A 26,233-nucleotide genomic window follows, 5' to 3' on the forward strand; every position below is an offset into this window, starting at 1 on the left:
GTTCGTTTTGCTTCTTCACTGTCCCGGCGGCTCCGCCGCTTGTCAAGAATGAATGTTCGTTTTAAGTTGGGATCATGGCTCGTGTATCCCAGCAACACCTCGACGCTCGCCGCCGTCAGATCCTCGACGGCGCCACCCGCTGCTTCGCCCGCAACGGCTTCCATGCCACGTCGATGCAGGACGTCCTGCGCGAGGCGGAGTTGTCGGCCGGTGCCGTCTACCGCTACTTCAGCAGTAAGGACGAGCTGATCGCGGCCATAGCGGGGGAGGTGTTCGGGGAGCTCAAGAGCGCCTTCCAGTCCGCCTCCCGGATGAGCCCGCCCCCACCGCCGCACGACCTGGTGGCCGAGGTGCTCGGCAAGATCCTCACGGGGCGAGGGGCCTCCGGCGTCGAGAGCGAGGCGCAGATCCCCCGCCTGGCGCTCCAGGTCTGGACCGAGAGCCTCCGCAATCCGGATCTCGCGGTCCTCATCAGCGAGGGGTACGCGGACCTGCGTGTCGTCTGGGCCACGATCGTCGAGGCGTACCGGAAGGCGGGCATGATGCCCGCCGGCGTACCGGCCGATCATGTGGCACGCACCATGATCGCTGTCGCTCAGGGGTTCATCGTGCAGCAGGCCCTGTTCGGGGAGCCCGAAGTCGAGGGGCTTCGCGACGGGCTCCGGGCCCTCACCTCGATGACCTCGCACCCGTCCGGCCCGGCTCCGGGCGATCGCAGTTAACGCGTCGGAAACTCCGCGCAACTAGCCTGCCGCACCAGGTCGCCGGGCCGGCCGGCCCGGTGTGAGGACTGTGAGGTGGGACGCGTGCAACTGACCCCGCACGAGCAGGAGAGACTGCTCATCCATGTGGCCGCGGATGTCGCCGAGCGGCGCCGCGCCCGTGGGGTGCCGCTCAACCACCCCGAGTCCGTCGCCCTCATCACCGCGCACATCCTCGAAGGCGCCCGCGACGGCCGAACCGTCGCCGAGCTCATGTCCTCGGGTCGCAAGGTACTCACCCGCGACGACGTCATGCAGGGCATCCCCGAGATGATCCACGACGTCCAGGTCGAGGCGACCTTCCCCGACGGGACCAAGCTCGTCACCGTCCACGAACCGATCGTCTGACGGGGGAGCGGCCGCGATGATCCCCGGAGAGATCCTGTACGCCGACGAGCCGGTCATCCTCAACGCGGGTCTGCCCGTCACGCGTATGACCGTCCTCAACGCTGCCGACCGGCCCGTCCAGGTCGGCTCGCACTACCACTTCGCCGAGGCCAACCCCGGCCTGCGCTTCGACCGGGCCGCCGCCCACGGCCTGCGCCTGAACATTGCCGCGGGCACCGCCGTCCGCTTCGAGCCGGGCATCCCCGCCGATGTCGAACTCGTCCCCATCGGCGGCCGGCGCATCGTCGCCGGTCTGCGCGGACAGATCGCTGGAGCCCTCGATGCCTGAGCTCGTACGCCCCCAGTACGCCGACCTGTTCGGCCCCACCACCGGCGACCGTATCCGCCTCGCCGACACCGACCTGCTGATCGAGATCGAGGAGGACCGCTGCGGCGGGCCCGGACGCGCCGGGGACGAGGCGGTGTTCGGCGGCGGCAAAGTCATCCGCGAGTCCATGGGCCAGGCCCGGGCCGGCCGGGCCGACGGCGCACCCGACACCGTCGTCACCGGCGTGGTGATCCTCGACCACTGGGGCATCGTCAAGGCCGACGTCGGCCTGCGGGACGGAAGGATCACCGGCATCGGCAAGGCCGGCAACCCCGACACCATGGACGGCGTACACCCCGACCTGGTCATCGGGCCCGAGACGGAGATCATCGCGGGCAACGGCAAGATCCTCACCGCGGGCACCGTCGACGCGCACGTCCACTTCATCTCGCCGACCCTCGTCGACCAGGCCCTGTCCGCCGGCATCACCACACTTGTCGGCGGCGGCACCGGCCCCGCCGAGGGCACCAAGGCCACCACCGTCACCCCTGGCGGTTGGCACCTTGCCCGGATGTTCGAGGCGCTGGAGCACTACCCGGTCAACATCGGACTGCTTGGCAAGGGCAACACGACCTCCCACGAGGCCATGCACGCCCAGCTGCGCGGCGGCGCACTCGGATTCAAAATCCACGAGGACTGGGGGGCCACGCCCGCCGCCATCGACGCCTGCCTCGGTGTGTGCGAGGAGACCGGCGCTCAGCTCGCCCTCCACACCGACACCTTGAACGAGGCCGGATTCGTCGGCGACACCCTCGCCGCCATCGCGGGTCGCACCGTCCACGCCTACCACACCGAGGGCGCGGGCGGCGGGCACGCCCCGGACATCATCACGGTCGTCTCCGAGCCGCACGTCCTGCCCAGCTCCACCAACCCGACGCGGCCGCACACCGTCAACACCATCGAGGAACACCTCGACATGCTGATGGTCTGTCACCACCTGAACCCGGCAGTCCCGGAAGACCTGGCCTTCGCCGAGTCCCGCATCCGGCCCTCCACCATCGCGGCCGAGGACATCCTCCACGACCTCGGCGCCATCTCGATCATCTCCTCGGACTCCCAGGCGATGGGCCGCATCGGCGAAGTCGCGCTGCGCACCTGGCAGACCGCGCACGTCATGAAGAAGCGCAGGGGCGCCCTGCCCGGCGACGGACGCGCCGACAACCACCGCGCGCGTCGCTATGTCGCCAAATACACGATCAACCCGGCGGTCGCGCAGGGCCTCGACCACGAGATCGGCTCGGTGGAGAGCGGCAAACTCGCCGACCTGGTGCTGTGGGAGCCGGCGTTCTTCGGCGTCAAGCCGCAACTCGTCATCAAGGGCGGCCAGATCGCGTACGCCCAGATGGGCGACGCCAACGCCTCCATTCCCACCCCGCAGCCGGTCATGCCCCGTCCGATGTTCGGCGCGCTCGGCCGAGCGCCGGCCGGAAACTCCCTAAACTTCGTGGCGACGGCAGCGATCGAGGACGCTCTGCCCGAACGCCTGGGCCTCGGCAAGCGGTTCGTACCCATCAAGAACACCCGCCGCGTCACCAAGGCCGACATGCGGGAGAACGACGCCCTGCCGCGCGTCGAGGTCGACCCCGACACTTTCACGGTGACCATCGACGGCGACCCGGTGGACCCCGCTCCCGCCGCGGAACTGCCCATGGCTCAGCGCTACTTCCTGTTCTGACCATGGAAACCGACCCGCACAGCCTGCCCGCCGCCGGCCCCGGAGCGCGCGCCGCACTCCTCGTTCTCGCGGACGGCCGATTCCCCGCCGGCGGGCACGCGCACTCCGGGGGCGCGGAATTCGCCGTCAAGGCGGGGCGCATCCGTGACGCGGCCGATCTCGCCGCGTTCTGCCGCGGCCGGCTGCACACGACCGGACTCACCTCCGCCGCGCTCGCCGCCGCCGCGGCCCTCGGCCTCGACGCCCTCACGCTCGACGAGGCCGCCGACGCACGCACGCCGTCCCCCGCACTGCGGACCACGGCACGCAAGCTCGGCCGTCAGCTGATGCGGGCGGCCCGCGCCGCCTGGCCGTGCCCGGAGCTGGACGCACTCGCCGGGGCCCGACCGCGCGGCGCACACCAGCCCGTCGTGCTCGGCGTCACCGCCCATGCGGCGGGACTCGGGCCCGAGGACGCGGCGCACTGCGCCGCGTACGAAAGCGTGAGCGCCCCCGCCACAGCGGTCGTACGCCTCCTGGGCCTCGACCCCTTCGACGCCACCGCCGTCCTCGCCCGCCTCGCGCCCGAACTCGACGAGGTCGCCGGCCGCGCCACGCGGGCCGCACACCGCGCCCGGGGGGAGGGGACCGACGCCCTGCCGGCGGCGTCCGCGCCGCTGCTCGACATCACGGCTCAGGCACACGCGGCCTGGCCCGTGCGCCTCTTCGCCTCGTAGCGCCTCGCGACACCTCGTAGCACCTCGCGACCGCAGTACCCAGTGACTGGCACCGACCTCGCAACCGACAGGGAGCCGCCCGCATGCACATCGACCACGACAACGAGACCACCACCCCCGCCGTCGGCGCCGACGCGACCCGGCCCGACGGCAGGAGGCGCGCTCTGCGCATCGGGCTCGGCGGCCCCGTCGGCTCGGGCAAGACCGCGACGGTCGCGGCCCTGTGCCGGGAGTTGCGGGCGGAGGTGTCCATCGCCGTCGTCACCAACGACGTCTACACGCGTGAGGACGCCGAATTTCTGCTCCGCAACGCCGTTCTGCCGCCCGAGCGGATCCAGGCCGTGGAGACCGGTGCCTGCCCGCACACCGCCATTCGCGACGACATCTCCGCCAACCTCGAAGCGGTGGAGGACCTTGAGGACGCGGTGGGACCGCTCGATCTGATCCTGGTCGAATCCGGCGGTGACAACCTCACGGCGACGTTCTCCCGCGGCCTCGTCGACGCGCAGGTCTTCGTCATCGATGTGGCGGGCGGCGACGACATCCCCCGCAAGGGCGGGCCGGGCGTCACCACTTCCGACCTGCTGGTCGTCAACAAGACCGACCTCGCGCCCCACGTCGGCTCCGATCTCGGCCGCATGGCTCGCGACGCGGCGGCGCAGCGGGGTGAACTGCCGGTCGTGTTCACCTCGCTGACCTCGGGCGACGGCGTGAAGCCGGTCGCCGACTGGGTCCGTGAGCAGCTCGCCGTCTGGGCCGCGTGACCTCCGGGGCGCCGATGGGCATCGAGGCGACCGCCAGGATCACGGCGGTGGCGGACGGCCGGGGCGGCACCCGCCTGCCGGTCCTGGAGAGCGACGGGCCGCTCGCCGTGCGCCGCACCCGCGCATCCGGTTCCCGCGCCCGTGTCACCTTCGTCGGCGCGATGAGCGCACCGCTCGGAGGCGACTGTCTGCGCATCGAGACCGACGTGGGGGCCGGCGCGGCGCTGACGGTGGACTCGGCCGCGGCAACGGTCGCGCTGCCCGGCCGGGCAGGTGGTCCGGCCCGCTACGACGTGCGCGCGACTGTGGGAGCGGAGGCCGAGCTGCGCTGGCTGCCGGAGCCGCTGATCTCAGCGGCCGGCAGCGACCTGCGCATGACTACCCGCGTCGACCTCGACGCCCGCGCCCGGCTGGTCCTGCGCGAGGAGCAGATCCTGGGCCGCCACAGCGAGCGGCCCGGCACGCTCACCACCCGCCTCACCGTCCATCGCGCGGGCCGCCCCCTCCTGGACCAGGAGTTGTCGTACGGTCCGGGGGCGCCCGGCGGCTGGGACGGTGCTGCGGTGCTGGGCGGACACCGGGCTGTCGGCCAACTGCTGGTCGTGCATCCTGACATGGGAGACGTGCCGGGTGAGGCCCGCCTGCTGGGGGACAGGGCGGTCCTCACACCGCTGGCCGGTCCCGCCGTGCTGGTCACGGCGGTGGCGGTGGACGCGCTGTTGCTGCGGCGCGTACTGGACGAGGCCCGGAGGGCTATCAGCCACCCATGTACCAGCTGAAGCCGCCGGACGAGCTGGCGACGAGCAGCAGGACGACGAAGATCACGAGGTCCACGATGCCGAGTGCGATGGCGGCCTTCGCCAGGCCGGCGCCGCCCTTGGCCCCGGCCTGCTTCAGTCCGATCACACCGAAGATGATCGCGAGCGGGCCGAGAATGATGTTGAAGAAGATCAGGCCGATGATGCCGCAGACCAGTCCGGCGATGGCCAGACCGTTGGTGCCCGACTTCGCCTTGGGGTGGGTGCCACTGGCGCCATAGCCGCTCATGACGTCTCCCTGATTCTGAGGTGAGGCAGAAGGGCCGGACGGCCTTCGGACCACCAAATGCCCCCGAATTCCTCACCCATGCGGGCCTTGACGCCTGCACCGCTCACCAGGACACGACGTACCGGTTATCGGGTTGGTAAAGAAACATGTGTACGACCTGTTGCCCAACACCCTCCAGGCGAAAGGATTCGCCCGTACACGCAGGGACCACTGCCGTCACCCACGGCACAACACTCACAGGGGGAGGCACCACTTGAGGCGTACAGCAGCGCTCGGCTCGGCCGGCACTCTGATAGCGGGCACCTTGCTGGCGGGCGCGATCACCGCGCCGACTGCCAGCGCCGACGGCCGGCACAGCGGCTCGTCCGAGGCGCGCGGCGTCCAGATCGCCGCCGGGCGCGCGGCGAAGGCAGGCATCGACTGGCGCGACTGCCCGGCGGACTGGGGGCTCGCGAAGCCGATCCAGTGCGGCTGGGTCACCGTCCCGGTCGACTACACCAAGCCCAGCGGCAAGAAGATCAAGATCGCCGTCGACCGGATCGGCAACACCGGTTCCGAGAAGGACCGCCAGGGCGCTCTGCTCTACAACCCGGGTGGCCCCGGCGGCTCCGGTCTGCGGTTCCCGACGCGGGTCACCAAGAAGAACCCGGTCTACACGAAGATGGCCAAGGCCTACGACTTCGTGGGCTTCGACCCGCGCGGCGTCGGCCACTCCTCGCCCATCTCCTGCGTCGACCCCCAGGAGTTCGTCAAGGCGCCGAAGCTCGACCCGGTGCCCGACAGCGAGGCCGACAAGCGCGCCCAGCGCAAGCTGGCCGCCGAGTACGCGGACGGCTGCCAGGAGCGCAGCGGCTGGCTGCTGCCGCACATGACCACGCCGAACACCGCGCGCGACCTGGACGTCGTCCGCGCCGCGCTCGGTGAGAAGAAGCTGAACTTCCTCGGCGTCTCCTACGGCACCTACCTCGGCGCGGTCTACGGAACGTTGTTCCCGGGCCACGTGCGCCGGATGGTCGTCGACAGCGTGGTCAACCCCTCGAAGGACAAGATCTGGTACGAGGCCAACCTCGACCAGGACGTCGCCTTCCAGATGCGCTGGACCGACTGGAAGAAGTGGGTCGCCGAGAACGACGCGGCGTTCCACCTCGGGGACACCTCCGAGAAGGTAGAGCAGCAGTGGCTGAAGCTGCGTGCCACCGCCAAGAAGAACCCGCTCGGTGGCGTCGTGGGCCCCGCCGAGCTCATCGGCTTCTTCCAGAGCGCGCCGTACTACGACTCCGCCTGGGTGCCCGTCGCCCAGACGTGGAGCAAGTACGTCGCGGGGGACACGCAGGCCCTCGTCGACGCCATCGCCCCCGATCTGTCGGACACCGCGGGCAACGCGTCGGCGGAGAACGGCACCGCCGTCTACACGGCCGTCGAGTGCGCGGACGCCAAGTGGCCCACCAGCTGGAAGAAGTGGGACCGGGACAACACCAGGCTGCACAAGGACAACCCGTTCATGACGTGGGCCAACGCCTGGTTGAACCTGCCCTGCTCCACCTGGTCCGCGAAGCAGCAGACCCCGCTGCACGTCAAGTCCGGTAAGGGTCTGCCGCCGGTGCTGATCGTGCAGGCCGAGCGTGACGCCGCCACTCCCTACGAGGGCGCCATCGAGCTGCACAAGAGGCTCAAGGGCTCGCGCCTGATCACGGAGAAGGGCGCCGGCTCGCACGGCGTCACCGGGATCGCCAACCCGTGCATCAATGACCGGGTCGACACCTACCTGCTGACCGGCAGGACCGACAAGCGCGATGTGACGTGCGCCCCGCACGCCGCACCGAAGCCGTAGGACCCGACCGGACGTACCCGGCGTAAGAGGTGCAACAGGTGTAACAGGCGGGAAGGGGCGGCCGGAATTCCGGCCGCCCCTTCCCCGCGATTCTCGCGTCTACCGGCGCCGGCTCAGCCAGGAATCCTCCGCCGCGTAGTCGAACGGCCCGCCCTCGTCGGTGGCATGCCTCACCGACAGCTTCGGGAACGCCTCCCGCCAGTCCTGCGAGCGGAGCCGGTCCGCCAGCCACTCCACCGTGGCGGGCAGCGAGTCGGCGTACGTCGTCACCGCCCGGTAGCCCAGCTCTCGTTCGGCGGCCGACATGTCGTAGACGATGGGATGCTCGTATCCCCAGGGGGTCAGCCCGATGTGTCCCTCGGGCGCGGGCCCGTCGATCAGGACCAGTTCGCCGGCGACGCCCATGACCGCGTCGATCGCCGTACTGATCTCCGCCGCCGTCGGCACGTCGGGGTCGCCCGCGTTGAGCACCCGCGTACCGGGCCGCGCCGCCGCCAGCCGGATCAGCTCCGCGAGGTTCGAGACGTGCACCGGATGGAACCGGCTGCGACCTCCGTAGGCCAGGATCCGTACGGTCCGCCCGTCCAGCGCCCGCTTGACGAAGTGGATCTCGCGAGGGGTGCGGCAGTACGGCCCGTGGATCGCACCCGCGCGCAGCAACGTCGTCGGCAGCCGGTCGCCGGCCGTGAGCAGCTGCCGCTCAACCGCTATCTTCCGGGTCGCGTACGTGGTGTCCGACGGCCCCACCGTTTGCTGCGTCTCCGGGATCGGCGCCGGGTAGCGCGGCAGCCCGTCGGGCTGAGCCACGGTGTCGAAGCCGCGGCCCTCGGCGTCCTCGTAGACAGCGCCGCTGGAGATGACGACGGCCGAGCCGACCCGGTCGGCGAGCCCCGCCAGCTGCCGGGCGTGCCGCTCGTCGAAGGCGACCATGTCCACCAGCACGTCGCAGCCCTCGCCGAGCGCCGAAGCCAGCGCCACGTCGTCCTCGCGGTCCACCGCGACGGCCCGCACCTCCTGCGGCCATGTCTCGTCCCGGCGGCCGCCGCGCGATCCGGCGCGCACCTCCCAGCCGTCCTCGGCCAGCGCCCGTACCGCCGCCCGCCCGATCTGTCCTGTCGCTCCGATGACGAATGCGCTCCTGTCGGCCATGCCGACGACGCTACGGACTCCGGCTCGGCCGAAACAGTTCCGTTCGCCGTCCGCTGATCCGCCGTCAGCGCAGTCGGCGCGGGAACTTCTTGGCCTGCTGCTCCGCCTTGACCTCGGCCGCGTACCGGTCGACGTACTCCTGCCCGGAGAGCCCGAGAATCGCGTACATGATCTCGTCGGTGACCGCGCGCAGCGCCGCCTTCTCGTTCTCCATGCCCGCGTAGCGCGAGAAGTCCAGCGGCTCACCGAACCGGATCGCCACGCGCCTGATGCGGGGTACGACCTTTCCGGGCGGCTGGATCTCGAACGTGCCCACCATCGCGCACGGCACCACCGGCACCCCCGACTTCAGCGCCATCGCGGCGACCCCCACCTTGCCCTTGTAGAGCCGGCCGTCGTGCGAGCGGGTGCCTTCCGGGTAGATCCCCAGCAGCTCGCCCTTGCTCAGCACCCCGAGCCCCTCGCGGATCGCGGCCTTCCCCGCCTCCTTGCCCGACCGGTCGACGGGAATCTGCCCGGCGCTGCGAAAGAACGCCGCGGTCAGCCGGCCCCTCACGCCGGGGCCCGTGAAGTACTCCGCCTTGGCGAGAAAGGTGATCCGCCGCCGGATGATCGCGGGCATCAGGAAATGGTCGGAGAACGACAAGTGGTTGCCGGCAACGATTGCGGCGCCGTCGTCGGGGATGTGCTCCCGCCCCTCGATCCTCGGCCGGAACAGCAGGCGCAGCAGCGGGCCGAGAAGGACGTACTTGAGCACGTAATAGAACACGCTGTCGCTCCCACTCTGCCGATGCGGCTTCGGGGCGGCCTTCTCCCAGCTCATGGTCCAAGACCGCCCGCTCTAAGCCTGCCCCGTCGGCTCGATCTGCATGTTCGTTCGACTGCCTCAGGCGTCCGCGCGAGGTTGAGGAACGTCAGCAGTGAGAGCGGCACAGTTCGGTGCCCGCCGTACGGAGCGCAGCGCGCACTCGTTGGGGCGACCGTACGGCGTGGGGGCTTGCGGCGGGGTGTGTCGGCGGGTGGCCTGGCCTCGTCTCTGCCCCGCGGCGCTGCCCACCGCTGCCCACCCCAGGAGTTCCGGATGCGTACCCCAGTCACCGTCACCGCAGTCGCCCTGCTCGCCCTCGCGTCCGCCGCCCTGCCGGCCCGGGCGGCGGACGGTACGGGCGGCGCCGACCGGCCGGAAGTCACCGGCGGCCTCTTCCTCACCGTGTCCGGGTCCGAGAACGCCTGGGTCCGCGGCGTCTCCCTGCACTGCGCCCCCAAGCCCCTCGGCCCCCACCCGAGGGCCGCCGACGCGTGCGCGGCTCTGGAGAAGGCCAACGGCGACCTCGACAAGCTGGCCGGGGACCCGCACCTGTGCACCAGGGAGTACGACCCGGTGACGGTCAGCGTCACGGGCACCTGGCGCGGGACCGCCACAGCATGGCGCAAGACCTACGCCAACGCCTGCATGCTCGACTCCGCGACCGGCGTGGTCTTCGGCTTCTGACGGCTCACCGGCCGCGCTCACCGGCCACGCCGGCCCGTCCGGTGCGCTCACCGGCCGCGCGACGCGGCCATCCCGACCGTCACCAGACCCAGCACCACCCAGCCGAACCACAGCCAGCCGTTGCTGCCCAGTGCCGCCGTGTACGCCGAGATCACCACGAGTGTCCCGACGGTGAGAACCCCCATCGACTTCGTAGAACCGGGCATGTCAGCCCCCTCCTTCGGGATGGAGGGCCATCGTCACCCCTGGAGGCCGTCCGCGCTACTGTGCGGACGGCTTCAGCTCCTCAGGCACCCGCTGGCCGCGGCTGCGTGCTTGGAGCGAGGCGAGGTAGGCGTTGTACTGCGCCAGCTCCTTGTCGCCGTCCCGGTCCGCCGCCCGGTCCGACCGCCGTGCCACCCGCTGCTCGGAGCGGTACCACTGGAAGACCAGCGCGATCAGTACCAGCACGGAGGGGATCTCACTGAACGCCCACGCGATGCCGCCCGCCGCGTGCTGGTCGGACAGCGCGTCGATCCCGAGCGACGCGGGCGGATCGGCGTACGTACCGATCATCGGCTGGGTCGCCATCATCAGCGCGATGCCGAAGAACGCGTGGAACGGCATGCCGGCGAACAGCTCCAGCATCCGCATCACATAGCCCGGCCGGTGCGGGCCCGGATCGATGCCCATGATCGGCCAGAAGAAGACCAGGCCGACGGCCAGGAAGTGCACCATCATCCCCAGGTGGCCCGGCCTGCTCTCCATCAGGAAATCGAAGACGGGCGTGAAGTAGAGCGCGTACAGGCTCGCGATGAACAGCGGGATCGTGAACGCCGGATGCGTGACGATCCTCATGTAGCGGCTGTGCAGCAGCATGAGCAGCAGTTCGCGGGGCCCCTTGCGGTTGCCGCGCCCCGCCACCGGCAGTGCGCGCAGCGCCAGCGTCACCGGGGCGCCGAGGAGCAGCAGGATCGGCGAGAGCATGCTGATCACCATGTGCTGCACCATGTGCACGCTGAACATGACCATGCCGTAGTCGTTCAGCATCGTGCACATCACCAGCGCCACGCTCAGCACGCCGACGACGAAGCAGACGCTCCGGCCCACCGGCCAGCCGTCCCCGCGGCGCCGCAGCCGTGCCACGCCCCACCCGTACAGACCGAGCGCCAGCAGGCAGCCGACCAGGAAGAACGGGTCGGGAGAGAGCTCCAGCCCCCGTCCCAGCGTGAACGGCGGCAGATCCATGTTCATGCCGTGCCCGCTGTGATCCATCTGCGTACTCCCGAGGCTACCCAATTCGTGCCGGTTGTCCGGTCCAGACTAGAACTGCCCCCGGCCGTGTCCGCGGCCGGGGGCAGTCCGTCAAGCGGGCACCACGATCAGAGCACGCACTCGGCCTCGGCGTACCGCTCGTTGGGCACCGTCTTGAGAGTCTCCACGGCCTCGGCCAGGGGAACCATCACGATGTCCGTGCCGCGCAGCGCCGTCATCATCCCGAACTCACCGCGGTGCGCCGCCTCCACCGCGTGCCAGCCGAAGCGGGTCGCGAGGACGCGGTCGTACGCCGTCGGGGTGCCGCCGCGCTGGACGTGGCCGAGGATGACCGGGCGGGCCTCCTTGCCGAGACGCTGCTCCAGCTCGATGGACAGCTGCCTGGCGACGCCCGCGAAACGCTCGTGGCCGTACACGTCCTTGCCGCCGATGTCGAAGTCCATGGAGCCCTCGCGCGGCTTGGCGCCCTCCGCGACCACCACGATCGCGAACCGCTTGCCGGCCGAGAAGCGCTTGCCGACCAGCTCGGTCAGCTCACCGATGTCGAAGGGGCGCTCGGGCACGACGATCGCGTGTGCGCCGGCCGCCATGCCGGAGTGCAGCGCGATCCAGCCGGTGTGCCGGCCCATGACCTCGACGATCAGTACCCGCTGGTGGGATTCGGCGGTGGTCTTGAGCCGGTCCAGGGCCTCGGTGGCGACGCCGACCGCCGTGTCGAACCCGAAGGTGACGTCGGTGGAGGAGATGTCGTTGTCGATGGTCTTCGGTACGCCGACGATCGGGAGCCCCGACTCGGACAGCAGGTTCGCCGCCTTCAGGGTGCCCTCGCCGCCGATCGGGATGATCGCGTCGAGCCCCAGGTCGGCGACATGGCCCCGGGCCTGCTCGACGCCGCCGCGCAGCTGGGCGGGCTGGACTCGGGACGATCCGAGGATCGTGCCGCCACGGGCCAGGATGCCGCCCACCGCGTCAAGGTCGAGCTTGCGGTAGTCGCATTCCAGGAGGCCCTTCCATCCGTCGTGGAAGCCGATGACCTCGTCGCCGTGATCGACGACGGCGCGGTGCACGACGGAACGGATGACGGCGTTCAGGCCGGGGCAGTCGCCGCCGGAAGTGAGTACACCAATGCGCATGCCCGGAATACCTTTGCAACGTGGGCGAAGACCGGACCACGTCGTCCGGCCGGATGCCCGTCACCCTACTCGCGCAGGGTGACGGGACCGAACCGGGCGTCCGGCGGCTGGACGTCGCCGGGCACTCAGGCGGGCTGTGTGGCCGCCGCGATCCGCTCGGTGCGCAGCGCCTCGTACCACCGGTCATCGGTGGGCGGCAGCGCGTTGACATCGAGCGCCAGTTTCAGCATCAGGTCGGCGATCAGCGGGTTGCGGGCCAGCACCGGACCATGCATGTACGTACCGAAGACGGTGTCGTTGTACGCGCCCTCCGTGCCGTCCCCGGTGCCGTTGCCCTTGCCCATACGCACCCGGGCGAACGGCCGTGCGCCGGGGCCGAGATGGGTGATGCCCTGGTGGTTCTCGAAGCCGGTCAGCGGCGGCAGGCCGAGGCGCTCGTCGATGTCGCCGAGAACATCGCCGACACACCGCACACCCTCGCCGCGGGTGCTGGCCACATCGAGCAGACCGAGCCCCTGCTCGCGCTCGCCGAGGTCGTTGATGAACTCGTGGCCGAGGATCTGGTAGCCGGCGCAGACCGAGAAGACGATCGCCCCGTTGGACACCGCCCGGTTGAGCCCGCCGTCGCGGCGCAGCCGCTCGGCGGCGAGCCGCTGCGGCCGGTCCTCGCCGCCGCCGATCAGGTAGATGTCACCCGACGTGGGGATCGCCTGGTCGCTGCGCACATCCTCACGGTGCACGTCGAGGCCGCGCTGACGGGCCCGGCTCTCCACGACCAGGGCGTTGCCCTGGTCGCCGTACGTGCTCAGCAGGTCCGGGTAGATCCACACCAGGCGCAGGCTGTTGTCGCTCATGCTTGCTTGTCCTTTTCCGGTGTACGTGTCGTCTGGTGCGTGCCCCTAGTGCCCGTCGAGGCACTAGTTGCCGACGCGGCGGCGCAGGTCCTGGAACGCGGTGTAGTTGGCGATCGTCTCGATCAGCCCGGGCGGCGCCAGCTGCACGGCCTCGTCGAGCGTCTCGCAGACCCGGAAGTCCAGGTTCGCGACCTCCAGGCGCACCGCGAGGTCCAGCTTGCGGTCGCCGAGCACGAAGATCGGGTGACCGGCCAGCCGGGTGTAGTCGACGTCCCACAGCCAGGAGGTGTCCGTGCCGTCCGCGCCGCGCGCGTTGACGGCCAGGATTACCGGGGTGGGCGGCGGGTTGATGAGGGAGAACGTCTCCAGCCAGCCCGCGGGGTTCTTCGCGAGCAGCAGTCGCAGCTCGCGCTCCTGGAACGCCACCACGTCGTACCGGCCGGCCACCGCCTGCACGTCGTACATGCGCTCCAGCGCCACCTGCGGGGGGACACCGAACGTCGCCGCGACCGCGGCGGAGGTGGCCGCGTTCGCCTTGTTGGCGCGGCCGGGCAGCTGGAGGTGGATCGGCCACGCCGAACCGTGCGGGTCCAGCACGTGGTCGCCGCTGAGCACCCAGCTGGGGGACGGGCGGCGGAAACCGCACTCGGCGCAGAACCAGTCGTCGCCGGGGCGCTGCATGACGCCGCCGCAGGACGGGCAGGACCAGGCGTCGTCCTTCCACTCCTGGCCGGCGGCCACCCACACCACATTGGGGGAGGAGGACGCGGCCCACACGATCAGCGGGTCGTCGGCGTTCGCGATGACGACGGCCTTCGTGCCGGACAGGCCCTCGCGCCACTTCTCGGCGAGCATGCGCGTCTCGGCCGCCCGGTCGAGCTGGTCGCGGGAGAGGTTGAGCAGGGCGATCGCCTTCGGCGTCACATCGCGCGCGACGCCGGCGAGGTACTTCTCGTCGACCTCGATCACGCCGTACTTGGCGTCCGAACCGCCCGCCAGCGCGGAGGTGATGCCCGCCGGCATGTTGGCACCGAGTGCGTTGGAGACGACCGGGCCGCTGGCCCGCAGCGCCTCGGCGATGAGCCGGGTCGTCGTCGTCTTGCCGTTCGTCGCGGAGACGAGCACGACGTCGAGGTGCTGGGCGAGACGCCCGAGCAGATCGGGGTCGAGCCTGAGCGCCACCTTGCCGCCGATCACGGATCCGCTGCCGCGCCCCGCGGCGCGGGACACCGCCGCCGCGGCCTTGCCTGCCGTCACGGCCAGCTTGGCCCGCGGCGACAACGGCTCCGTGTTGCCTGCCATCGTCACTGATCCTCCTTGCATCCGGCGCCGCATCTGCCCCAGGTCCACCGGTCAACGTCGGGCTCAGCCTATCGAGATCCCGTGGCGACCCCGTACCCCGGCACCACCGAAGCCGTCCGGACCCGGGGCGGAACGTACGCTTACGGCCATGCGACACCGCCCGATACCCGGCAGTTCCGGGCTTGTACGAACCATGACACTTCTCGATGATCCGGCGCTGCACGCGCCTTGCCTGCCGGTGACCGGCTTCGGTGCCCCGCTGGACCGGCTCATCGAGGACATGTACGCCACCATGTACGCCGCCGGGGGTGTCGGCCTGGCGGCCAACCAGGTCGGCGTGGCGCTGCGCGTATTCGTCTACGACTGTCCGGACGACGAGGACGTCCGGCACGTGGGGCACCTCGTCAACCCACGCCTGGTCGAGGCCGACGGCATCACCGTACGCGGCCCCGAGGGGTGTCTGTCGCTGCCGGGCGTCGAGGCGGGCACCGAACGCTTCGACCGAGCGGTCGTCGAAGGCGTGTCGGCGGCCGGGGAAGCGGTACGGATCGAAGGCACCGGGTTCTTCGCCCGATGCCTCCAGCACGAGTGCGACCACCTGGACGGCCTGCTCTACACGGACCGCCTCACGGGCCTGCGTCGTACCAGGGCCCTGCGCGCGGCACGCCGCAACTCCAGCCGCGCCGCCCGCAGCTCCGGCGGTTGAGGAACGGGCGCGGCCGGTCAGAACCCCGGCGCACCCACGCGGTCGTCCGCCGCGGCCAGCCGGCCCCACAGCAGGTCAGCGAGACCGGCCACCAACTCCTCGCGGGAGCAGGGGCGTTCGCCGAGCCACCAGTCGCCCGCCGCGTGCATCATGCCGATGATGCCGTGTCCCCACACCCGGGCCAGCTGCTCGCTGCCCGGCCCGAGGTCCAGGCGCTCGGCGATGACGGTGGCCAGCTCCTCGCCCAGCCGGCGCAGCAGCGGCGCCGAGTGGCGGCCCACGTCGAAGCCCTGCTCGGGCTGGTGCGCCTCCTCGGAGGGGTGCATGAGGAACCGGTACACCTCGGGCAGCGCCTCGATCGCGGCCAGGTAGGTGTCGAGCGTCGCCTCGACCCGCTTGCGCCGGTCGGCGGGAGCGTCGAGGGCCGCGCGCAGGGACGACAGGAGAGCGTCGGTGTGACGCTTCGCCAGGGCGCGGTAGAGGCCGCCCTTGTCTCCGAAGTGCCGATAGAGAATGGGTTTGGTGATGCCCGCTTCGGCGGCTATGGCGTTCATGGAGGCCTGTGGACCGTCACGCAGCACCACGCGATCCGCCGCTTCCAGCAGTTCACGTCGTCGCCGTGCGGCAGCTGAGCGCTGCTGCTCGTCCTGCTGTGTGGTGCCCATGCCGTGTCTCCCCGCCCAAACCGATTCCCTGACGCCTGGGAAACGTAACACCATGGCCGTAGGCTGCGCCGATCCGCAGGACTGCGGTTGACAGGCCCTACTTGCCGGTAACAGACTCGTGTTACCGCGAGTAACGTTCGCAAGGCAACGCAGCGCTGGAGGGGACATGGCCGAGTTCACGCTCGAACTCAACGACGACCAGAAGCAGGTCCGCGACTGGATCCACGGATTCGCCGCGGATGTGATGCGCCCGGCCGCCGCCGAGTGGGACGAGCGTGAGGAGACTCCCTGGCCGGTCATCCAGGAAGCCGCCAAGATCGGTATCTACTCCCTCGACTTCTACGCCCAGCAGTACTTCGACCCGACGGGCCTCGGCATCCCGATGGCCCTGGAGGAGCTCTTCTGGGGCGACGCCGGCATCGCCCTGTCCATCGTCGGTACGGGCCTGGCCGCCGTCGGCGTCCTCGCCAACGGCACCGAGGAGCAGATCGGCACCTGGATCCCGCAGATGTACGGCGACCCCGACGACGTGAAGGTGGCCGCCTTCTGCTCCTCGGAGCCGGACGCGGGCTCCGACGTCTCGGCGATGCGCACCCGCGCCGTGTACGACGAGGCCAAGGACGAGTGGGTGATCAACGGCACCAAGACGTGGGCGACGAACGGCGGCATCGCCAATGTCCACGTCGTGGTCGCGCTCGTCGACCCCGGACTCGGCTCGAAGGGCCACGCGTCCTTCATCGTCCCGCCGGCCACCGAAGGCCTGTCCCAGGGGCAGAAGTTCAAGAAGCACGGCATCCGCGCCTCACACACCGCCGAGGTCGTACTGGAGAACGTCCGCGTGCCGGGACACTGCCTGCTCGGTGGAAAGGACAAGCTCGACGAGCGCCTAGCCCGCGCCCGTGAGCGCGTCAAGAAGGGCGGCGAGCGCGTGAAGAACGCGGCGATGGCCACCTTCGAGGCATCCCGCCCGGCCGTCGGCGCCATGGCTGTCGGCACCGCCCGCGCCGCGTACGAGGTCGCGCTCGACTACGCGAAGACGCGTGAGCAGTTCGGCCGCCCGATCATCGACAACCAGGGCATCGCCTTCCAGCTCGCCGACATGCGCACCGGGATCGACGCGGCGCGGCTGCTGGTGTGGCGGGCCTCCTGGATGGCCCAGGCAGGCAGGCCGTTCACCTCGGCGGAGGGCTCGATGTCGAAGCTGTTCGCCAGCGAGACGGCGAAGACGGTCACGGCGCAGGCCGTGCAGATCCTCGGCGGCAACGGCTACACGCGGGAGTACCCGGTCGAGCGCATGCACCGCGACGCGGCCATCTACACGATCTTCGAGGGGACGAGTGAGATCCAGCGCCTGGTGATCGCCCGCACCCTGTCGGGCATGCCGATCCGCTGACCGCACGCCGTGGGGACGCCGTCCCGGCCGGAAAGCGCCCCCACATCTGTCTCAGGCCGCCGTCTCAGGCCGTGAGCTGCGCCTCGATGGCCGCGACGACCTCGGGCGCCTCCGGCTCCGTGCGGGGGCGGATACGGGCGACCGGCTCACCGGCCGGGGAGATCAGGAACTTCTCGAAGTTCCACTGCACGTCCCCGGCCTCGCCGTCCTCGTCCTTCACATCGGTCAGCACGTCGAACAGCGGGTGGCGGTGCTCGCCGTTCACCTCGGCCTTCTCCAGCAGCGGGAACGTCACGCCGTAGCTCGCCGAACAGAACGTCTGGATCTCCTCCGCGCTGCCCGGCTCCTGGCCCGCGAACTGGTTGCACGGCACACCGAGCACGGAGAACCCCCGGTCGCCGTACGTCTTCTGCAGCCGCTCCAGCCCGCCGTACTGCGGTGTGAGCCCGCACTTGGACGCCACGTTGACGACGAGCACCGCTCGGCCCCGGTAGGCGGCCAGGGTGGTCGGCTCACCGGTCAGGGTGCGCAGGGGGATGTCGTACAGGCTCATCACTGTCTCCTTGAAGCTACGGGCGGTACTGCTCCGTACTGTGCCAGACCCCCACCACGGCCCCTGCTCACCGCCCAGGTGTCACCGTCACGCCGGCAGCTTGCGGAAAAGGCCTTCCTGGACCACGGAGACCAGCAGTCGGCCCTCCCGGTCGTAGATCCTGCCGCGGGCCAGGCCGCGGGCGCCCGTCGCGATGGGGGACTCCTGGTCGTACAGGAACCACTCGTCCGCCCGGAACGGCCGGTGGAACCACATCGCGTGGTCCAGCGAAGCGATGTCGAACGTGCGCGGCCCCCACAGCGGCTCCACGGGGATGCGGACCGCGTCCAGCAGCGTCATGTCGGAGGCGTACGCCAGCGCGCACGTGTGGACGAGCTGGTCGTCGCCGAGTGGCCCGACCGCCCGCATCCAGACCGCGCTGCGCGGGTCCGCCTCCTTGATCTGCTCGGCGCTCCAGCGCAGCCGGTCGACGTACCGGATGTCGAACGGCTGGCGCCGGGCCATCCGCTCCAGCGCCTCCGGCAGCGCCCCCAGGTGCGCACGGATCTCGTCCGCCACGTTCGGCAGTGATTCCGGGGCGGGGAAGTCCAGGCGAGGCGGTAGCTGGTGCTCGAACGCGGCTTCCTCCGCCTGGTGGAAGGAGGCGGTGAGGTTGAAGATCGTCCGGCCCTGCTGGACGGCCGTGACCCGGCGGGTGGTGAAGGAACGGCCGTCCCGCACCCGCTCCACCTGGTAGACGATCGGCACGCCCGGGCGGCCGGGACGCAGGAAGTACGCGTGCAGGGAGTGCACCGGCCGGTCGCCCTCGGTGGTACGGCCCGCCGCGACCAGGGCCTGGCCGGCGACCTGTCCGCCGAAGACGCGTTGCAGGGACTCCTCGGGGCTGCGGCCCCGGAAGATGTTGACCTCGATCTGCTCCAGGTCGAGCAGATCGACGAGCCGTTCGGCGGGATTCGTCGTCACGGTGTGTGTCTCCTGATGGTTTCCGGTGTGCTCACAGCTGACCGACCGAGGTGACGCGGACGACCGCCCGCCCCTCCTCGTCGGAGGCGGCGAGATCGACCTCGGCGCTGATGCCCCAGTCGTGGTCGCCGCTCGGGTCGGCGAAGGCCTGGCGGACGCGCCACAGGCCGTGCTCGGCGTCCTCCTCGATCATCAGCAGCTTGGGCCCCCGGGCGTCGGGCCCGGTGCCCAGGTCCTCGTACTCGTCCCAGTACGCGTCCATCGCCTCGCCCCACGCGTCCTCGTCCCAGCCGGACTCGCCGTCCAGCGCGCCGAGCTCGCGGACGTTGTCCAGCGCGGCCAGCTCCACGCGGCGGAACATGGCGTTGCGTACCAGCACCCGGAAGGCGCGGGCGTTGGCCGTGACCGGCTTGACCTGGTCGGCCCGCTCCTGCGCCTGCTCGGCCGTCTCCACTTCGGGGTTGGCCAGCTGCTCCCACTCGTCGAGGAGGCTGGAGTCGACCTGGCGGACCAGCTCGCCGAGCCAGGCGATGAGGTCTTCCAGGTCCTCGGACTTGATGTCGTCGGGGATGGTGTGTTCGAGGGCCTTGTAGGCGCCCGCGAGATAGCGCAGCACGATGCCCTCGGTGCGGGCGAGTTCGTAGTGCGAGGTGAACTCGGCGAAGGTCATGGCCCGTTCGTACATGTCACGGATCACCGACTTCGGGGACACCGGGTGGTCGCCGACCCATGGGTGGCTCTTGCGGTAGACGTTGTACGCGTGCCACAGCAGCTCGTCCAGCGGCTTCGGGTACATGACCTCCTGGAGCCGCTCCATGCGCTCCTCGTACTCGACGCCGTCCGCCTTCATCTGCCCGACCGCCTCACCGCGCGCCTTGTTCTGCTGCGCGGCGAGGATCTGGCGCGGGTCGTCCAGCGTCGACTCGACCACGGACACCATGTCCAGTGCGTACGAGGGCGACTCCGGGTCCAGCAGGTCGAAGGCCGCCAGCGCGAACGTCGACAGCGGCTGATTGAGCGCGAAGTCCTGCTGGAGATCGACCGTCAGCCGTACGATCCGGCCCTCCGCGTCCGGGGTCTGAAGCATCTCCACCACACCGCCGTCGAGCAGCGAGCGGAAGATGGCGATGGCCCGGCGGATGTGCCGCAGCTGCGCCTTGCGCGGCTCGTGGTTGTCCTCCAGCAGGTGGCGCATCGCGGCGAAGGCGTTGCCGGGGCGGGCGATCACCGACAGCAGCATGGTGTGCGTGACGCGAAAGCGCGACGTCAGCGGCTCGGGGTCGGAGGTGATGAGCTTGTCGAAGGTGGTCTCCGACCAGGCGATGAAGCCCTCGGGCGCCTTCTTGCGCACCACCTTGCGGCGCTTCTTCGGGTCGTCGCCCGCCTTGGCGAGCGCCTTCTCGTTCTCCACGACATGCTCGGGAGCCTGGGCGACCACGAACCCCGCGGTGTCGAACCCGGCGCGGCCCGCGCGGCCGGCGATCTGGTGGAACTCCCGGGCGCGCAGCGTGCGTACGCGGGTCCCGTCGTACTTCGTCAGGGCCGTGAACAGCACCGTGCGGATGGGGACGTTGACACCGACGCCAAGGGTGTCCGTACCGCAGATGACCTTCAGCAGGCCGGCCTGCGCGAGCTTTTCCACGAGCCGGCGGTACTTCGGCAGCATGCCGGCGTGGTGCACGCCGATGCCGTGCCGCACATACCGCGAGAGGTTCTGGCCGAACTTGGTGGTGAAGCGGAAGCTGCCGATCAGCTCGGCGATCCGGTCCTTCTCCTCACGCGAGCACATGTTGATGCTCATCAGCGACTGCGCCCGCTCGACGGCCGCCGCCTGCGTGAAGTGCACGATGTACACCGGGGCCTGCCGGGTGTCGAGCAGCTCGGTCAGCGTCTCGGTGATGGGGGTGAGGCGGTACTCGTACGACAGGGGCACCGGCCGGGTCGCGGAGCGCACGACGGAGGTCGGACGGCCCGTGCGCCGGGTCAGGTCCTTCTCGAACATCGCGACGTCACCGAGCGTCGCCGACATCAGGACGAACTGCGCCTGCGGCAGTTCCAGGAGCGGGATCTGCCAGGCCCAGCCGCGGTCCGGTTCGGCGTAGAAGTGGAACTCGTCCATCACGACCTGGCCGATGTCGGCGTGCTTGCCGTCGCGCAGCGCGATCGAGGCGAGCACCTCGGCGGTGCAGCAGATCACCGGGGCGTCGGCGTTGACGGAGGCGTCGCCCGTCAGCATGCCGACGTTCTCCGTGCCGAAGAGCTTGCACAGGTCGAAGAACTTCTCCGAGACCAGCGCCTTGATCGGCGCGGTGTAGAAGGTGACCTTGTCCTGGGCCAGCGCCGCGAAGTGCGCACCCGCCGCGACCAGGCTCTTTCCCGAGCCTGTCGGGGTCGACAAGATCACGTTCGCTCCGGAGACCACTTCGATCAGCGCCTCCTCCTGAGCGGGATAGAGGCTGATGCCCTGGCCCTCGGCCCATGAGGTGAAAGCCTCGAAGAGGGCATCGGGGTCGGCGGACGGGGGCAGCTGATCGATAAGGGTCACGCCCCCCATCTTGCCTGCCTTCCCGCCCCAAGAGGGAACCGGACGGCAGTACGAAGATCACGACAGATACGCTGCCCTGTCAACCCGGTGCCAACTGGGGTACAGCACAAGAGCAATGGGGCGGGAACGCGCATGATGGGACCGGCACACTCACTGTCAGGGGCGGCGGCCTGGCTGGGGGTGGGGGCGGCGGCAGCGGGGGCCGGCCGTGCGATGCCCTGGCCGGTCCTGGTGGTCGGAGCCCTGATCTGTGCGGGCGCGGCCCTCGCCCCGGACCTCGACCACAAGTCGGCGACCATCTCGCGCGCCTTCGGGCCGCTGTCCAAGGGGCTGTGCGAGATCGTCGACAAGCTGTCGTACGCCGTATACCGGGCCACGAAGAAGCAGGGTGACCCCCGCAGGACCGGCGGTCACCGCACTCTGACCCACACCTGGCTGTGGGCGGTCCTCACCGGCGCCGGGGCGTCGTTCGCCGCGATCAACGGCGGCCGCTGGGCGGTCCTCTTGATCCTCTTCGTCCACTTGGTGCTGGCGGTGGAAGGCCTGCTGTGGCGGGCCGCCCGGGTCTCCAGCGACGTCCTGGTGTGGCTGCTCGGCGCGACCAGCGCGTGGATCCTGGCGGGCGTACTGGACCAACCGGGCAACGGCGCCGACTGGTTCTTCACCGGGGACGGCGAGGAGTACATGTGGCTCGGCCTGCCGATCGTCCTCGGCGCCCTGGTCCACGACATCGGCGACGCGCTCACCGTCTCCGGCTGCCCGATCCTGTGGCCGATCCCGGTCGGCCGTAAGCGCTGGTATCCGATCGGCCCGCCGAAGGCGATCCGTTTCCGGGCCGGCAGCTGGGTGGAGCTGAAGGTGCTCATGCCGGCGTTCATGCTGCTCGGGGGAGTGGGCGGCGCGGCGGCGCTGAACTTCATCTGAGCCGTGGCCCCCGAGCCTCGGCCGCAGGCCCTGACCTCGGCGCCCGTGCGGGCCGCCGAGGTCAGGGGGTCAGCCGTGCCAGGAGCGCCACAGGGCCGCGTACGCTCCGTCCGCCGCCACCAGTTCGTCGTGGCTGCCCAGTTCGGTGATCCGGCCGGCCTCGACCACCGCGATCACATCGGCGTCGTGCGCCGTGTGCAGGCGGTGGGCGATGGCCACGACCGTACGTCCGTCCAGCACCCGCGCCAGCGACCGCTCCAGGTGCCGCGCCGCCCTCGGGTCGAGCAGCGACGTCGCCTCGTCCAGGACCAGGGTGTGCGGGTCGGCCAGTACCAGCCTGGCCAGGGCGATCTGCTGAGCCTGCGCCGGGGTGAGGGGGTGGCCGCCCGAGCCGACCTCGGTGTCCAGGGCCGTCGCCAGCGCCCGCGCCCACCCGTCCGCGTCGACGGCGCCCAGCGCCGCCCACAGCTCCGCGTCGTCCGCTCCGGTGCGGGCCAGCAGCAGATTGTCGCGCAGCGAACCCACGAAGACGTGGTGCTCCTGGTTGACCAGCGCCACATGCTCCCGCACCCGTTCGGCCGGCATCTGCGACAACTTCGCTCCGCCCAGGGTGACTTCGCCGGTACGCGGTGCGTAGATCCCGGCCAGCAGCCGCCCCAGCGTGGACTTCCCGGCGCCCGACGGCCCGACCAGCGCCATCCGTGTGCCGGGCGCCACGTCCAGGGTCACCCGGTGCAGCACGTCGACGTCGGCCCGGTAACCGAAGTGCACGGCGTCGGCGCGCACCGCACGCCCGTCCGGCGCCAGCTCGGTGTCACCGGCGTCCGGCTCGATCTCCCGTACGCCGACGAGCCGGGCCAGCGACACCTGAGCGACCTGCAGCTCGTCGTACCAGCGCAGGATGAGGTTGACCGGGTCCACCAGCATCTGGGCGAGCAGCGCGCCCGTCGTCAGCTGGCCGACATTGATCCAGCCCTCCAGGACGAAGACGCCGCCGATCAGCACCACCGCGCACAGGATCGTGACGTGCGTGACGCTGATGACCGGGAAGAGCACGGACCGCAGCCACAGCGTGTACCGCTCCCACGCCGTCCACTCACTGACCCGCTGCTCGGACAGCGCCACCCGGCGCCCGCCGAGGCGGTGCGCCTCGATGGTCCGCCCGGCGTCCACCGTCTCGGCGAGCACCGCGGCGACCGCCGCGTACCCCGCCGCCTCCGAGCGGTACGCCGAAGGCGCCCGCCTGAAATACCAGCGGCAGCCGCTCACCAACACCGGAAGCGCCACGAGCACCGCCAGCGCCAGCGGTGGCGCGGTGACGGTGAGGCCGCCGATCAGCAGCCCCGCCCACACCACGCCGATGGCGAGCTGCGGCACGGCCTCGCGCATCGCGTTCGCCAGCCGGTCGATGTCGGTGGTGATGCGCGAGAGCAGGTCGCCGGTGCCGGCCCGCTCCAGGACCCCCGGCGGCAGGCCCACCGACCGTACGAGGAAGTCCTCGCGCAGGTCGGCCAGCATCTCCTCGCCGAGCATCGCGGCGCGCAGCCGCATCTGCCCGGTGAAGAAGGTCTGGACGGCCAGTGCGACGCCGAACACCGCGGTGACACGGCCCAGATGGAGTTCCCGCGCACCCTCCGCCAGGTTCTCGACGAGCGAGCCCAGCAGGTACGGGCCCGCCATCGAGGCGATGACCGCGATCGCGTTGAACGAGACCAGCACCGTGAAGGCCCTGCGGTGCCGCCGCATCAGCTCGCGCGCATAGGTTCGTACCGTCGCCGGACTGCCGACAGGCAGAGTCGTCGCCGACTCCGGTGCTGCCGGGTCGAGCGCCGGGGGCGCCACGCCGATCATGCCGATTCCTCGATCTCTTGGAGTTCCCTGGCCCGCGGGGCGATGTCGTCGTCCGTCTCGCGGGTGACGACCGCGCGGTAGCGCGGGTCCGTGTGCAGCAGCTCGCGGTGCGCACCCACCGCGGCGACCTCGCCCTCGTGCACCAGCACCACCCGGTCGGCCAGGTCGAGCAGCAACGGCGACGACGCGAAGACGACGGTGGTACGCCCCGTACGCAGCCGCTTCACGCCCGCCGCGACCCGCGCCTCGGTGTGCGAGTCGACGGCCGACGTCGGCTCGTCCAGGACCAGCACCTCGGGGTCGGTCACCAGTGAGCGGGCCAGCGCGAGGCGCTGCCGCTGGCCCCCGGAGAGCGACCGTCCGCGCTCCGTGATCCGGGTACGCATCGGGTCGTCGCCACCGTCCGCCGCCGCCTGGGCGAGCGCGGCCAGTACGTCGTCGCACTGGGCCGCCTCCAGGGCGTCCCGCGCCGCCACCTTGCCGGAAGCCGGTACGTCGAGCAGCTCGCTCAGCGTGCCGGAGAGCAGCACCGGGTCCTTGTCCTGCACCAGCACGGCGGCGCGCGCGTCGATCAGCGGCAGGTCGTCGAGCGCCACCCCGCCGAGCAGCGCCGAGAGCTGCGCCGCGCCGGTTCCGCTCGCCGGGTCCGCTTGCGTGGTGGCGTGCCCGCCCAGGCGCTCCGCGAGCACGCCCGCCAGGTCGGGGTCGCCGCACACCACGGCGGTGAACAGGCCGGCGGGCGCGAGCAGTCCGGTGGCCGGGTCGTACAGGTCGCCGGTCGGGGCCACTCCACCACCATCCGCCCGCGCCTTGCCTGCGCTGCCCTTGCCGGCGCTGTCCGTGTCGGCGCTTTCCGCCTTGGCGCTGTCCGTCGTGCGCTCCAGCGACAGCACCCGCGCGGTGCGCTCGGCCGAGGGGCGTGAGAAGGAGTAGGCCTGGGCCAGCTCCTCGAAGTGCCGCAGGGGGTAGAGCAGCAGCGTCACCGCGCTGTACACGGTCACGAGTTCGCCGACCGAGATGCGTCCGTCGAGGTTGAGTTTCGCGCCGTACAGCACGACTGTGATCAGCAGCAGACCTGGCAGCAGGACCTGGATCGCGGAGATCAGCGACCACATGCGGGCGCTGCGCACGGCTGCCTCGCGGACCTCCTGCGAGGCGCTGCGGTAGCGGCGGAGGAACAGCTCCTCGCCGCCGATGCCGCGAAGTACCCGCAGCCCCGCGACGGTGTCGGACGCCAGCTCGGTGGCCCTGCCCGCCTTCTCGCGCTGGACGTCGGCCCGTCGGGTCGCCTTCGGCAGCAGCGGCAGTACGGCCAGGGCCAGCACCGGCACCCCGGCGGCCACGACGACGCCGAGCGCCGGCTGGTAGATCATCAAGCCCACGCAGACGATGACGAGGGCGACGGCCGCGGCTGCGAACCGCGACAGCGCCTCGACGAACCAGCTGATCTTCTCCACGTCACCGGTGGACACCGCGACCACCTCACCCGCGGCGACGCGGCGGGTCAGCGCCGAGCCCAGCTCCGCGGTCTTGCGGGCCAGTAACTGCTGCACGCGGGCCGCGGCCGTGATCCAGTTGGTGACGGCGGCCCGGTGCAGCATGGTGTCGCCGACTGCGACCGCCGTGCCGAGCAGCGCGATCAGGGCGGCGGCGAGCGCGAGCCGGTCGCCCGATCTGTCGACCACGGCCTGTACGGCGAGGCCCACGCCCAGCGGAAGACCGGCGACGCCGCACTGGTGCAAGAGGCCCCACGCGAGGGATTTCAGCTGCCCGCCGAGCTGGTTCCGTCCGAGCCAGTAGAGGAATCGGGGACCCGACCCGACGTCTGGGACGCCCGGATCTGGATACGGAAGATCGCGAATCTGCATGATGTCCCACGGCTCGGAGTGTTGAAGGAAGCCGTACAAGGCTCACCCTTTTGTCCCGCTCGTGGCAATCGA

26 protein-coding genes are annotated in these 26,233 nt (G+C 70.8%); 12 read left to right on the plus strand and 14 right to left on the minus strand.

Annotated elements, in window-relative coordinates; genetic code table 11:
• The first annotated feature begins 74 nt into the window (after positions 1-74).
• The 7 genes from ACU6WZ_RS26695 (at position 75) to ACU6WZ_RS26725 (ending at position 5,410) form a co-directional block, all read left to right on the plus strand.
• Positions 75-722: a TetR/AcrR family transcriptional regulator gene (locus tag ACU6WZ_RS26695; protein ID WP_447030734.1), complete on the plus strand. Its 648-nt coding sequence runs from the start codon at positions 75-77 to the stop codon at positions 720-722.
• An 84-nt stretch (positions 723-806) separates the two neighbouring features.
• Positions 807-1,109, plus strand: coding sequence for an urease subunit gamma (locus ACU6WZ_RS26700; protein WP_447030735.1), 303 nt, complete (start codon positions 807-809; stop codon positions 1,107-1,109).
• A gap of 16 nt (positions 1,110-1,125) precedes the next feature.
• Complete coding sequence (locus ACU6WZ_RS26705) at positions 1,126-1,437, plus strand: urease subunit beta (RefSeq protein ID WP_447030736.1); 312 nt, start codon at positions 1,126-1,128, stop codon at positions 1,435-1,437.
• On the plus strand, positions 1,430-3,151 hold the full coding sequence (locus tag ACU6WZ_RS26710) for an urease subunit alpha (protein ID WP_447030737.1): 1,722 nt from the start codon (positions 1,430-1,432) through the stop codon (positions 3,149-3,151). Before ACU6WZ_RS26705 ends, ACU6WZ_RS26710 begins: the two co-directional genes overlap by 8 nt.
• Positions 3,152-3,153: 2 nt before the next feature.
• Positions 3,154-3,867, plus strand: a complete 714-nt coding sequence (locus tag ACU6WZ_RS26715) for an urease accessory protein UreF (RefSeq protein ID WP_447030738.1) — start codon at positions 3,154-3,156, stop codon at positions 3,865-3,867.
• An 83-nt stretch (positions 3,868-3,950) separates the two neighbouring features.
• Positions 3,951-4,631, plus strand: a complete 681-nt coding sequence (gene ureG, locus ACU6WZ_RS26720; protein ID WP_447030739.1) for an urease accessory protein UreG — start codon at positions 3,951-3,953, stop codon at positions 4,629-4,631.
• A gap of 14 nt (positions 4,632-4,645) precedes the next feature.
• Positions 4,646-5,410, plus strand: a complete 765-nt coding sequence (locus ACU6WZ_RS26725) for an urease accessory protein UreD (RefSeq protein ID WP_447034269.1) — start codon at positions 4,646-4,648, stop codon at positions 5,408-5,410.
• Here ACU6WZ_RS26725 and ACU6WZ_RS26730 read toward each other — a convergent pair.
• Positions 5,388-5,678, minus strand: a complete 291-nt coding sequence (locus tag ACU6WZ_RS26730) for a DUF4190 domain-containing protein (protein ID WP_447030740.1) — start codon at positions 5,676-5,678, stop codon at positions 5,388-5,390. The genes ACU6WZ_RS26725 and ACU6WZ_RS26730 overlap by 23 nt on opposite strands.
• Positions 5,679-5,931: 253 nt before the next feature.
• Here ACU6WZ_RS26730 and ACU6WZ_RS26735 point away from each other — a divergent pair, with 253 nt between their 5' ends.
• Positions 5,932-7,509 carry an alpha/beta hydrolase gene (locus ACU6WZ_RS26735; RefSeq protein ID WP_447030741.1) on the plus strand — a complete coding sequence of 526 codons (1,578 nt, stop codon included), beginning with the start codon at positions 5,932-5,934 and terminating at the stop codon, positions 7,507-7,509.
• 99 nt (positions 7,510-7,608) lie between these two features.
• Here the strand turns inward: ACU6WZ_RS26735 and ACU6WZ_RS26740 are convergent, their stop codons facing one another.
• Together ACU6WZ_RS26740 and ACU6WZ_RS26745 are read right to left on the minus strand one after the other, a co-directional pair.
• Positions 7,609-8,658: an NAD-dependent epimerase/dehydratase family protein gene (locus ACU6WZ_RS26740; protein ID WP_447030742.1), complete on the minus strand. Its 1,050-nt coding sequence runs from the start codon at positions 8,656-8,658 to the stop codon at positions 7,609-7,611.
• A gap of 64 nt (positions 8,659-8,722) precedes the next feature.
• On the minus strand, positions 8,723-9,427 hold the full coding sequence (locus tag ACU6WZ_RS26745; protein WP_447034270.1) for a lysophospholipid acyltransferase family protein: 705 nt from the start codon (positions 9,425-9,427) through the stop codon (positions 8,723-8,725).
• A gap of 312 nt (positions 9,428-9,739) precedes the next feature.
• Here ACU6WZ_RS26745 and ACU6WZ_RS26750 point away from each other — a divergent pair, with 312 nt between their 5' ends.
• Complete coding sequence (locus tag ACU6WZ_RS26750; protein ID WP_447030743.1) at positions 9,740-10,150, plus strand: SSI family serine proteinase inhibitor; 411 nt, start codon at positions 9,740-9,742, stop codon at positions 10,148-10,150.
• Positions 10,151-10,197: 47 nt separating this feature from the next.
• Here ACU6WZ_RS26750 and ACU6WZ_RS26755 read toward each other — a convergent pair whose 3' ends face one another.
• The 5 genes from ACU6WZ_RS26755 to ACU6WZ_RS26775 all read right to left on the minus strand — a co-directional run bounded on the left by ACU6WZ_RS26755 (position 10,198) and on the right by ACU6WZ_RS26775 (position 14,693).
• The gene (locus tag ACU6WZ_RS26755) at positions 10,198-10,356 is read right to left on the minus strand and encodes a hypothetical protein (RefSeq protein WP_447030744.1); all 159 of its coding nucleotides are present in this window, start codon (positions 10,354-10,356) and stop codon (positions 10,198-10,200) included.
• A 55-nt stretch (positions 10,357-10,411) separates the two neighbouring features.
• Positions 10,412-11,404: a cytochrome c oxidase assembly protein gene (locus tag ACU6WZ_RS26760; protein WP_447030745.1), complete on the minus strand. Its 993-nt coding sequence runs from the start codon at positions 11,402-11,404 to the stop codon at positions 10,412-10,414.
• Between the two features lie 107 nt (positions 11,405-11,511).
• On the minus strand, positions 11,512-12,537 hold the full coding sequence (locus ACU6WZ_RS26765) for a 6-phosphofructokinase (RefSeq protein ID WP_447030746.1): 1,026 nt from the start codon (positions 12,535-12,537) through the stop codon (positions 11,512-11,514).
• Positions 12,538-12,662: 125 nt separating this feature from the next.
• The gene (locus tag ACU6WZ_RS26770) at positions 12,663-13,391 is read right to left on the minus strand and encodes a type 1 glutamine amidotransferase (RefSeq protein ID WP_447030747.1); all 729 of its coding nucleotides are present in this window, start codon (positions 13,389-13,391) and stop codon (positions 12,663-12,665) included.
• A 63-nt stretch (positions 13,392-13,454) separates the two neighbouring features.
• Positions 13,455-14,693 carry a Mur ligase family protein gene (locus ACU6WZ_RS26775; protein ID WP_447030748.1) on the minus strand — a complete coding sequence of 413 codons (1,239 nt, stop codon included), beginning with the start codon at positions 14,691-14,693 and terminating at the stop codon, positions 13,455-13,457.
• A 148-nt stretch (positions 14,694-14,841) separates the two neighbouring features.
• On the opposite strand from ACU6WZ_RS26775, the gene def reads away from it, so the two are divergent.
• Positions 14,842-15,399 (plus strand): peptide deformylase, encoded by a 558-nt coding sequence (def, locus tag ACU6WZ_RS26780; protein ID WP_447030749.1) that lies wholly within the window; start codon positions 14,842-14,844, stop codon positions 15,397-15,399.
• 17 nt (positions 15,400-15,416) lie between these two features.
• Here the strand turns inward: def and ACU6WZ_RS26785 are convergent, their stop codons facing one another.
• Entirely contained in the window at positions 15,417-16,064 is a 648-nt protein-coding gene (locus ACU6WZ_RS26785) for a TetR/AcrR family transcriptional regulator (RefSeq protein ID WP_447030750.1), read from the minus strand.
• 166 nt (positions 16,065-16,230) lie between these two features.
• Between ACU6WZ_RS26785 and ACU6WZ_RS26790 the strand changes: the two genes are divergently transcribed.
• Positions 16,231-17,457 (plus strand): acyl-CoA dehydrogenase family protein, encoded by a 1,227-nt coding sequence (locus tag ACU6WZ_RS26790; protein ID WP_447030751.1) that lies wholly within the window; start codon positions 16,231-16,233, stop codon positions 17,455-17,457.
• A gap of 64 nt (positions 17,458-17,521) precedes the next feature.
• On the opposite strand, the gene ACU6WZ_RS26795 is transcribed toward ACU6WZ_RS26790, so the two are convergent.
• The 3 genes from ACU6WZ_RS26795 to ACU6WZ_RS26805 all read right to left on the minus strand — a co-directional run bounded on the left by ACU6WZ_RS26795 (position 17,522) and on the right by ACU6WZ_RS26805 (position 21,518).
• A complete protein-coding gene (locus tag ACU6WZ_RS26795) occupies positions 17,522-18,010 on the minus strand; it encodes a glutathione peroxidase (protein WP_447030752.1) in 489 nt (162 codons plus the stop codon).
• Between the two features lie 87 nt (positions 18,011-18,097).
• Entirely contained in the window at positions 18,098-18,973 is an 876-nt protein-coding gene (locus ACU6WZ_RS26800; RefSeq protein WP_447030753.1) for an acyl-CoA thioesterase, read from the minus strand.
• 31 nt (positions 18,974-19,004) lie between these two features.
• The gene (locus ACU6WZ_RS26805) at positions 19,005-21,518 is read right to left on the minus strand and encodes a DEAD/DEAH box helicase (RefSeq protein WP_447030754.1); all 2,514 of its coding nucleotides are present in this window, start codon (positions 21,516-21,518) and stop codon (positions 19,005-19,007) included.
• A 132-nt stretch (positions 21,519-21,650) separates the two neighbouring features.
• Here ACU6WZ_RS26805 and ACU6WZ_RS26810 point away from each other — a divergent pair, with 132 nt between their 5' ends.
• Entirely contained in the window at positions 21,651-22,442 is a 792-nt protein-coding gene (locus ACU6WZ_RS26810) for a metal-dependent hydrolase (protein WP_447030755.1), read from the plus strand.
• A 69-nt stretch (positions 22,443-22,511) separates the two neighbouring features.
• Here the strand turns inward: ACU6WZ_RS26810 and ACU6WZ_RS26815 are convergent, their stop codons facing one another.
• Entirely contained in the window at positions 22,512-24,293 is a 1,782-nt protein-coding gene (locus ACU6WZ_RS26815; protein ID WP_447030756.1) for an ABC transporter ATP-binding protein, read from the minus strand.
• Positions 24,290-26,161 (minus strand): ABC transporter transmembrane domain-containing protein, encoded by a 1,872-nt coding sequence (locus ACU6WZ_RS26820; protein WP_447030757.1) that lies wholly within the window; start codon positions 26,159-26,161, stop codon positions 24,290-24,292. Before ACU6WZ_RS26820 ends, ACU6WZ_RS26815 begins: the two co-directional genes overlap by 4 nt.
• Positions 26,162-26,233: the final 72 nt, after the last annotated feature.

Source organism: Streptomyces hypolithicus (assembly GCF_052934925.1).

What these genes read in the sequence shown, in the direction of transcription:
- ACU6WZ_RS26695 (WP_447030734.1), top strand. Translation starts at nt 75, where the DNA reads ATGGCTCGTGTATCCCAGCAACACCTCGACGCTCGCCGCCGTCAGATC.
- ACU6WZ_RS26705 (WP_447030736.1), top strand. Translation starts at nt 1,126, where the DNA reads ATGATCCCCGGAGAGATCCTGTACGCCGACGAGCCGGTCATCCTCAAC.
- ACU6WZ_RS26710 (WP_447030737.1), top strand. Translation starts at nt 1,430, where the DNA reads ATGCCTGAGCTCGTACGCCCCCAGTACGCCGACCTGTTCGGCCCCACC.
- ACU6WZ_RS26715 (WP_447030738.1), top strand. Translation starts at nt 3,154, where the DNA reads ATGGAAACCGACCCGCACAGCCTGCCCGCCGCCGGCCCCGGAGCGCGC.
- ureG (WP_447030739.1), top strand. Translation starts at nt 3,951, where the DNA reads ATGCACATCGACCACGACAACGAGACCACCACCCCCGCCGTCGGCGCC.
- ACU6WZ_RS26725 (WP_447034269.1), top strand. Translation starts at nt 4,646, where the DNA reads ATGGGCATCGAGGCGACCGCCAGGATCACGGCGGTGGCGGACGGCCGG.
- ACU6WZ_RS26730 (WP_447030740.1), bottom strand. Translation starts at nt 5,678, where the DNA reads ATGAGCGGCTATGGCGCCAGTGGCACCCACCCCAAGGCGAAGTCGGGC.
- ACU6WZ_RS26740 (WP_447030742.1), bottom strand. Translation starts at nt 8,658, where the DNA reads ATGGCCGACAGGAGCGCATTCGTCATCGGAGCGACAGGACAGATCGGG.
- ACU6WZ_RS26750 (WP_447030743.1), top strand. Translation starts at nt 9,740, where the DNA reads ATGCGTACCCCAGTCACCGTCACCGCAGTCGCCCTGCTCGCCCTCGCG.
- ACU6WZ_RS26755 (WP_447030744.1), bottom strand. Translation starts at nt 10,356, where the DNA reads ATGCCCGGTTCTACGAAGTCGATGGGGGTTCTCACCGTCGGGACACTC.
- ACU6WZ_RS26760 (WP_447030745.1), bottom strand. Translation starts at nt 11,404, where the DNA reads ATGGATCACAGCGGGCACGGCATGAACATGGATCTGCCGCCGTTCACG.
- ACU6WZ_RS26765 (WP_447030746.1), bottom strand. Translation starts at nt 12,537, where the DNA reads ATGCGCATTGGTGTACTCACTTCCGGCGGCGACTGCCCCGGCCTGAAC.
- ACU6WZ_RS26770 (WP_447030747.1), bottom strand. Translation starts at nt 13,391, where the DNA reads ATGAGCGACAACAGCCTGCGCCTGGTGTGGATCTACCCGGACCTGCTG.
- ACU6WZ_RS26775 (WP_447030748.1), bottom strand. Translation starts at nt 14,693, where the DNA reads ATGGCAGGCAACACGGAGCCGTTGTCGCCGCGGGCCAAGCTGGCCGTG.
- def (WP_447030749.1), top strand. Translation starts at nt 14,842, where the DNA reads ATGCGACACCGCCCGATACCCGGCAGTTCCGGGCTTGTACGAACCATG.
- ACU6WZ_RS26785 (WP_447030750.1), bottom strand. Translation starts at nt 16,064, where the DNA reads ATGGGCACCACACAGCAGGACGAGCAGCAGCGCTCAGCTGCCGCACGG.
- ACU6WZ_RS26790 (WP_447030751.1), top strand. Translation starts at nt 16,231, where the DNA reads ATGGCCGAGTTCACGCTCGAACTCAACGACGACCAGAAGCAGGTCCGC.
- ACU6WZ_RS26795 (WP_447030752.1), bottom strand. Translation starts at nt 18,010, where the DNA reads ATGAGCCTGTACGACATCCCCCTGCGCACCCTGACCGGTGAGCCGACC.
- ACU6WZ_RS26810 (WP_447030755.1), top strand. Translation starts at nt 21,651, where the DNA reads ATGATGGGACCGGCACACTCACTGTCAGGGGCGGCGGCCTGGCTGGGG.
- ACU6WZ_RS26815 (WP_447030756.1), bottom strand. Translation starts at nt 24,293, where the DNA reads ATGATCGGCGTGGCGCCCCCGGCGCTCGACCCGGCAGCACCGGAGTCG.
- ACU6WZ_RS26820 (WP_447030757.1), bottom strand. Translation starts at nt 26,161, where the DNA reads ATGCAGATTCGCGATCTTCCGTATCCAGATCCGGGCGTCCCAGACGTC.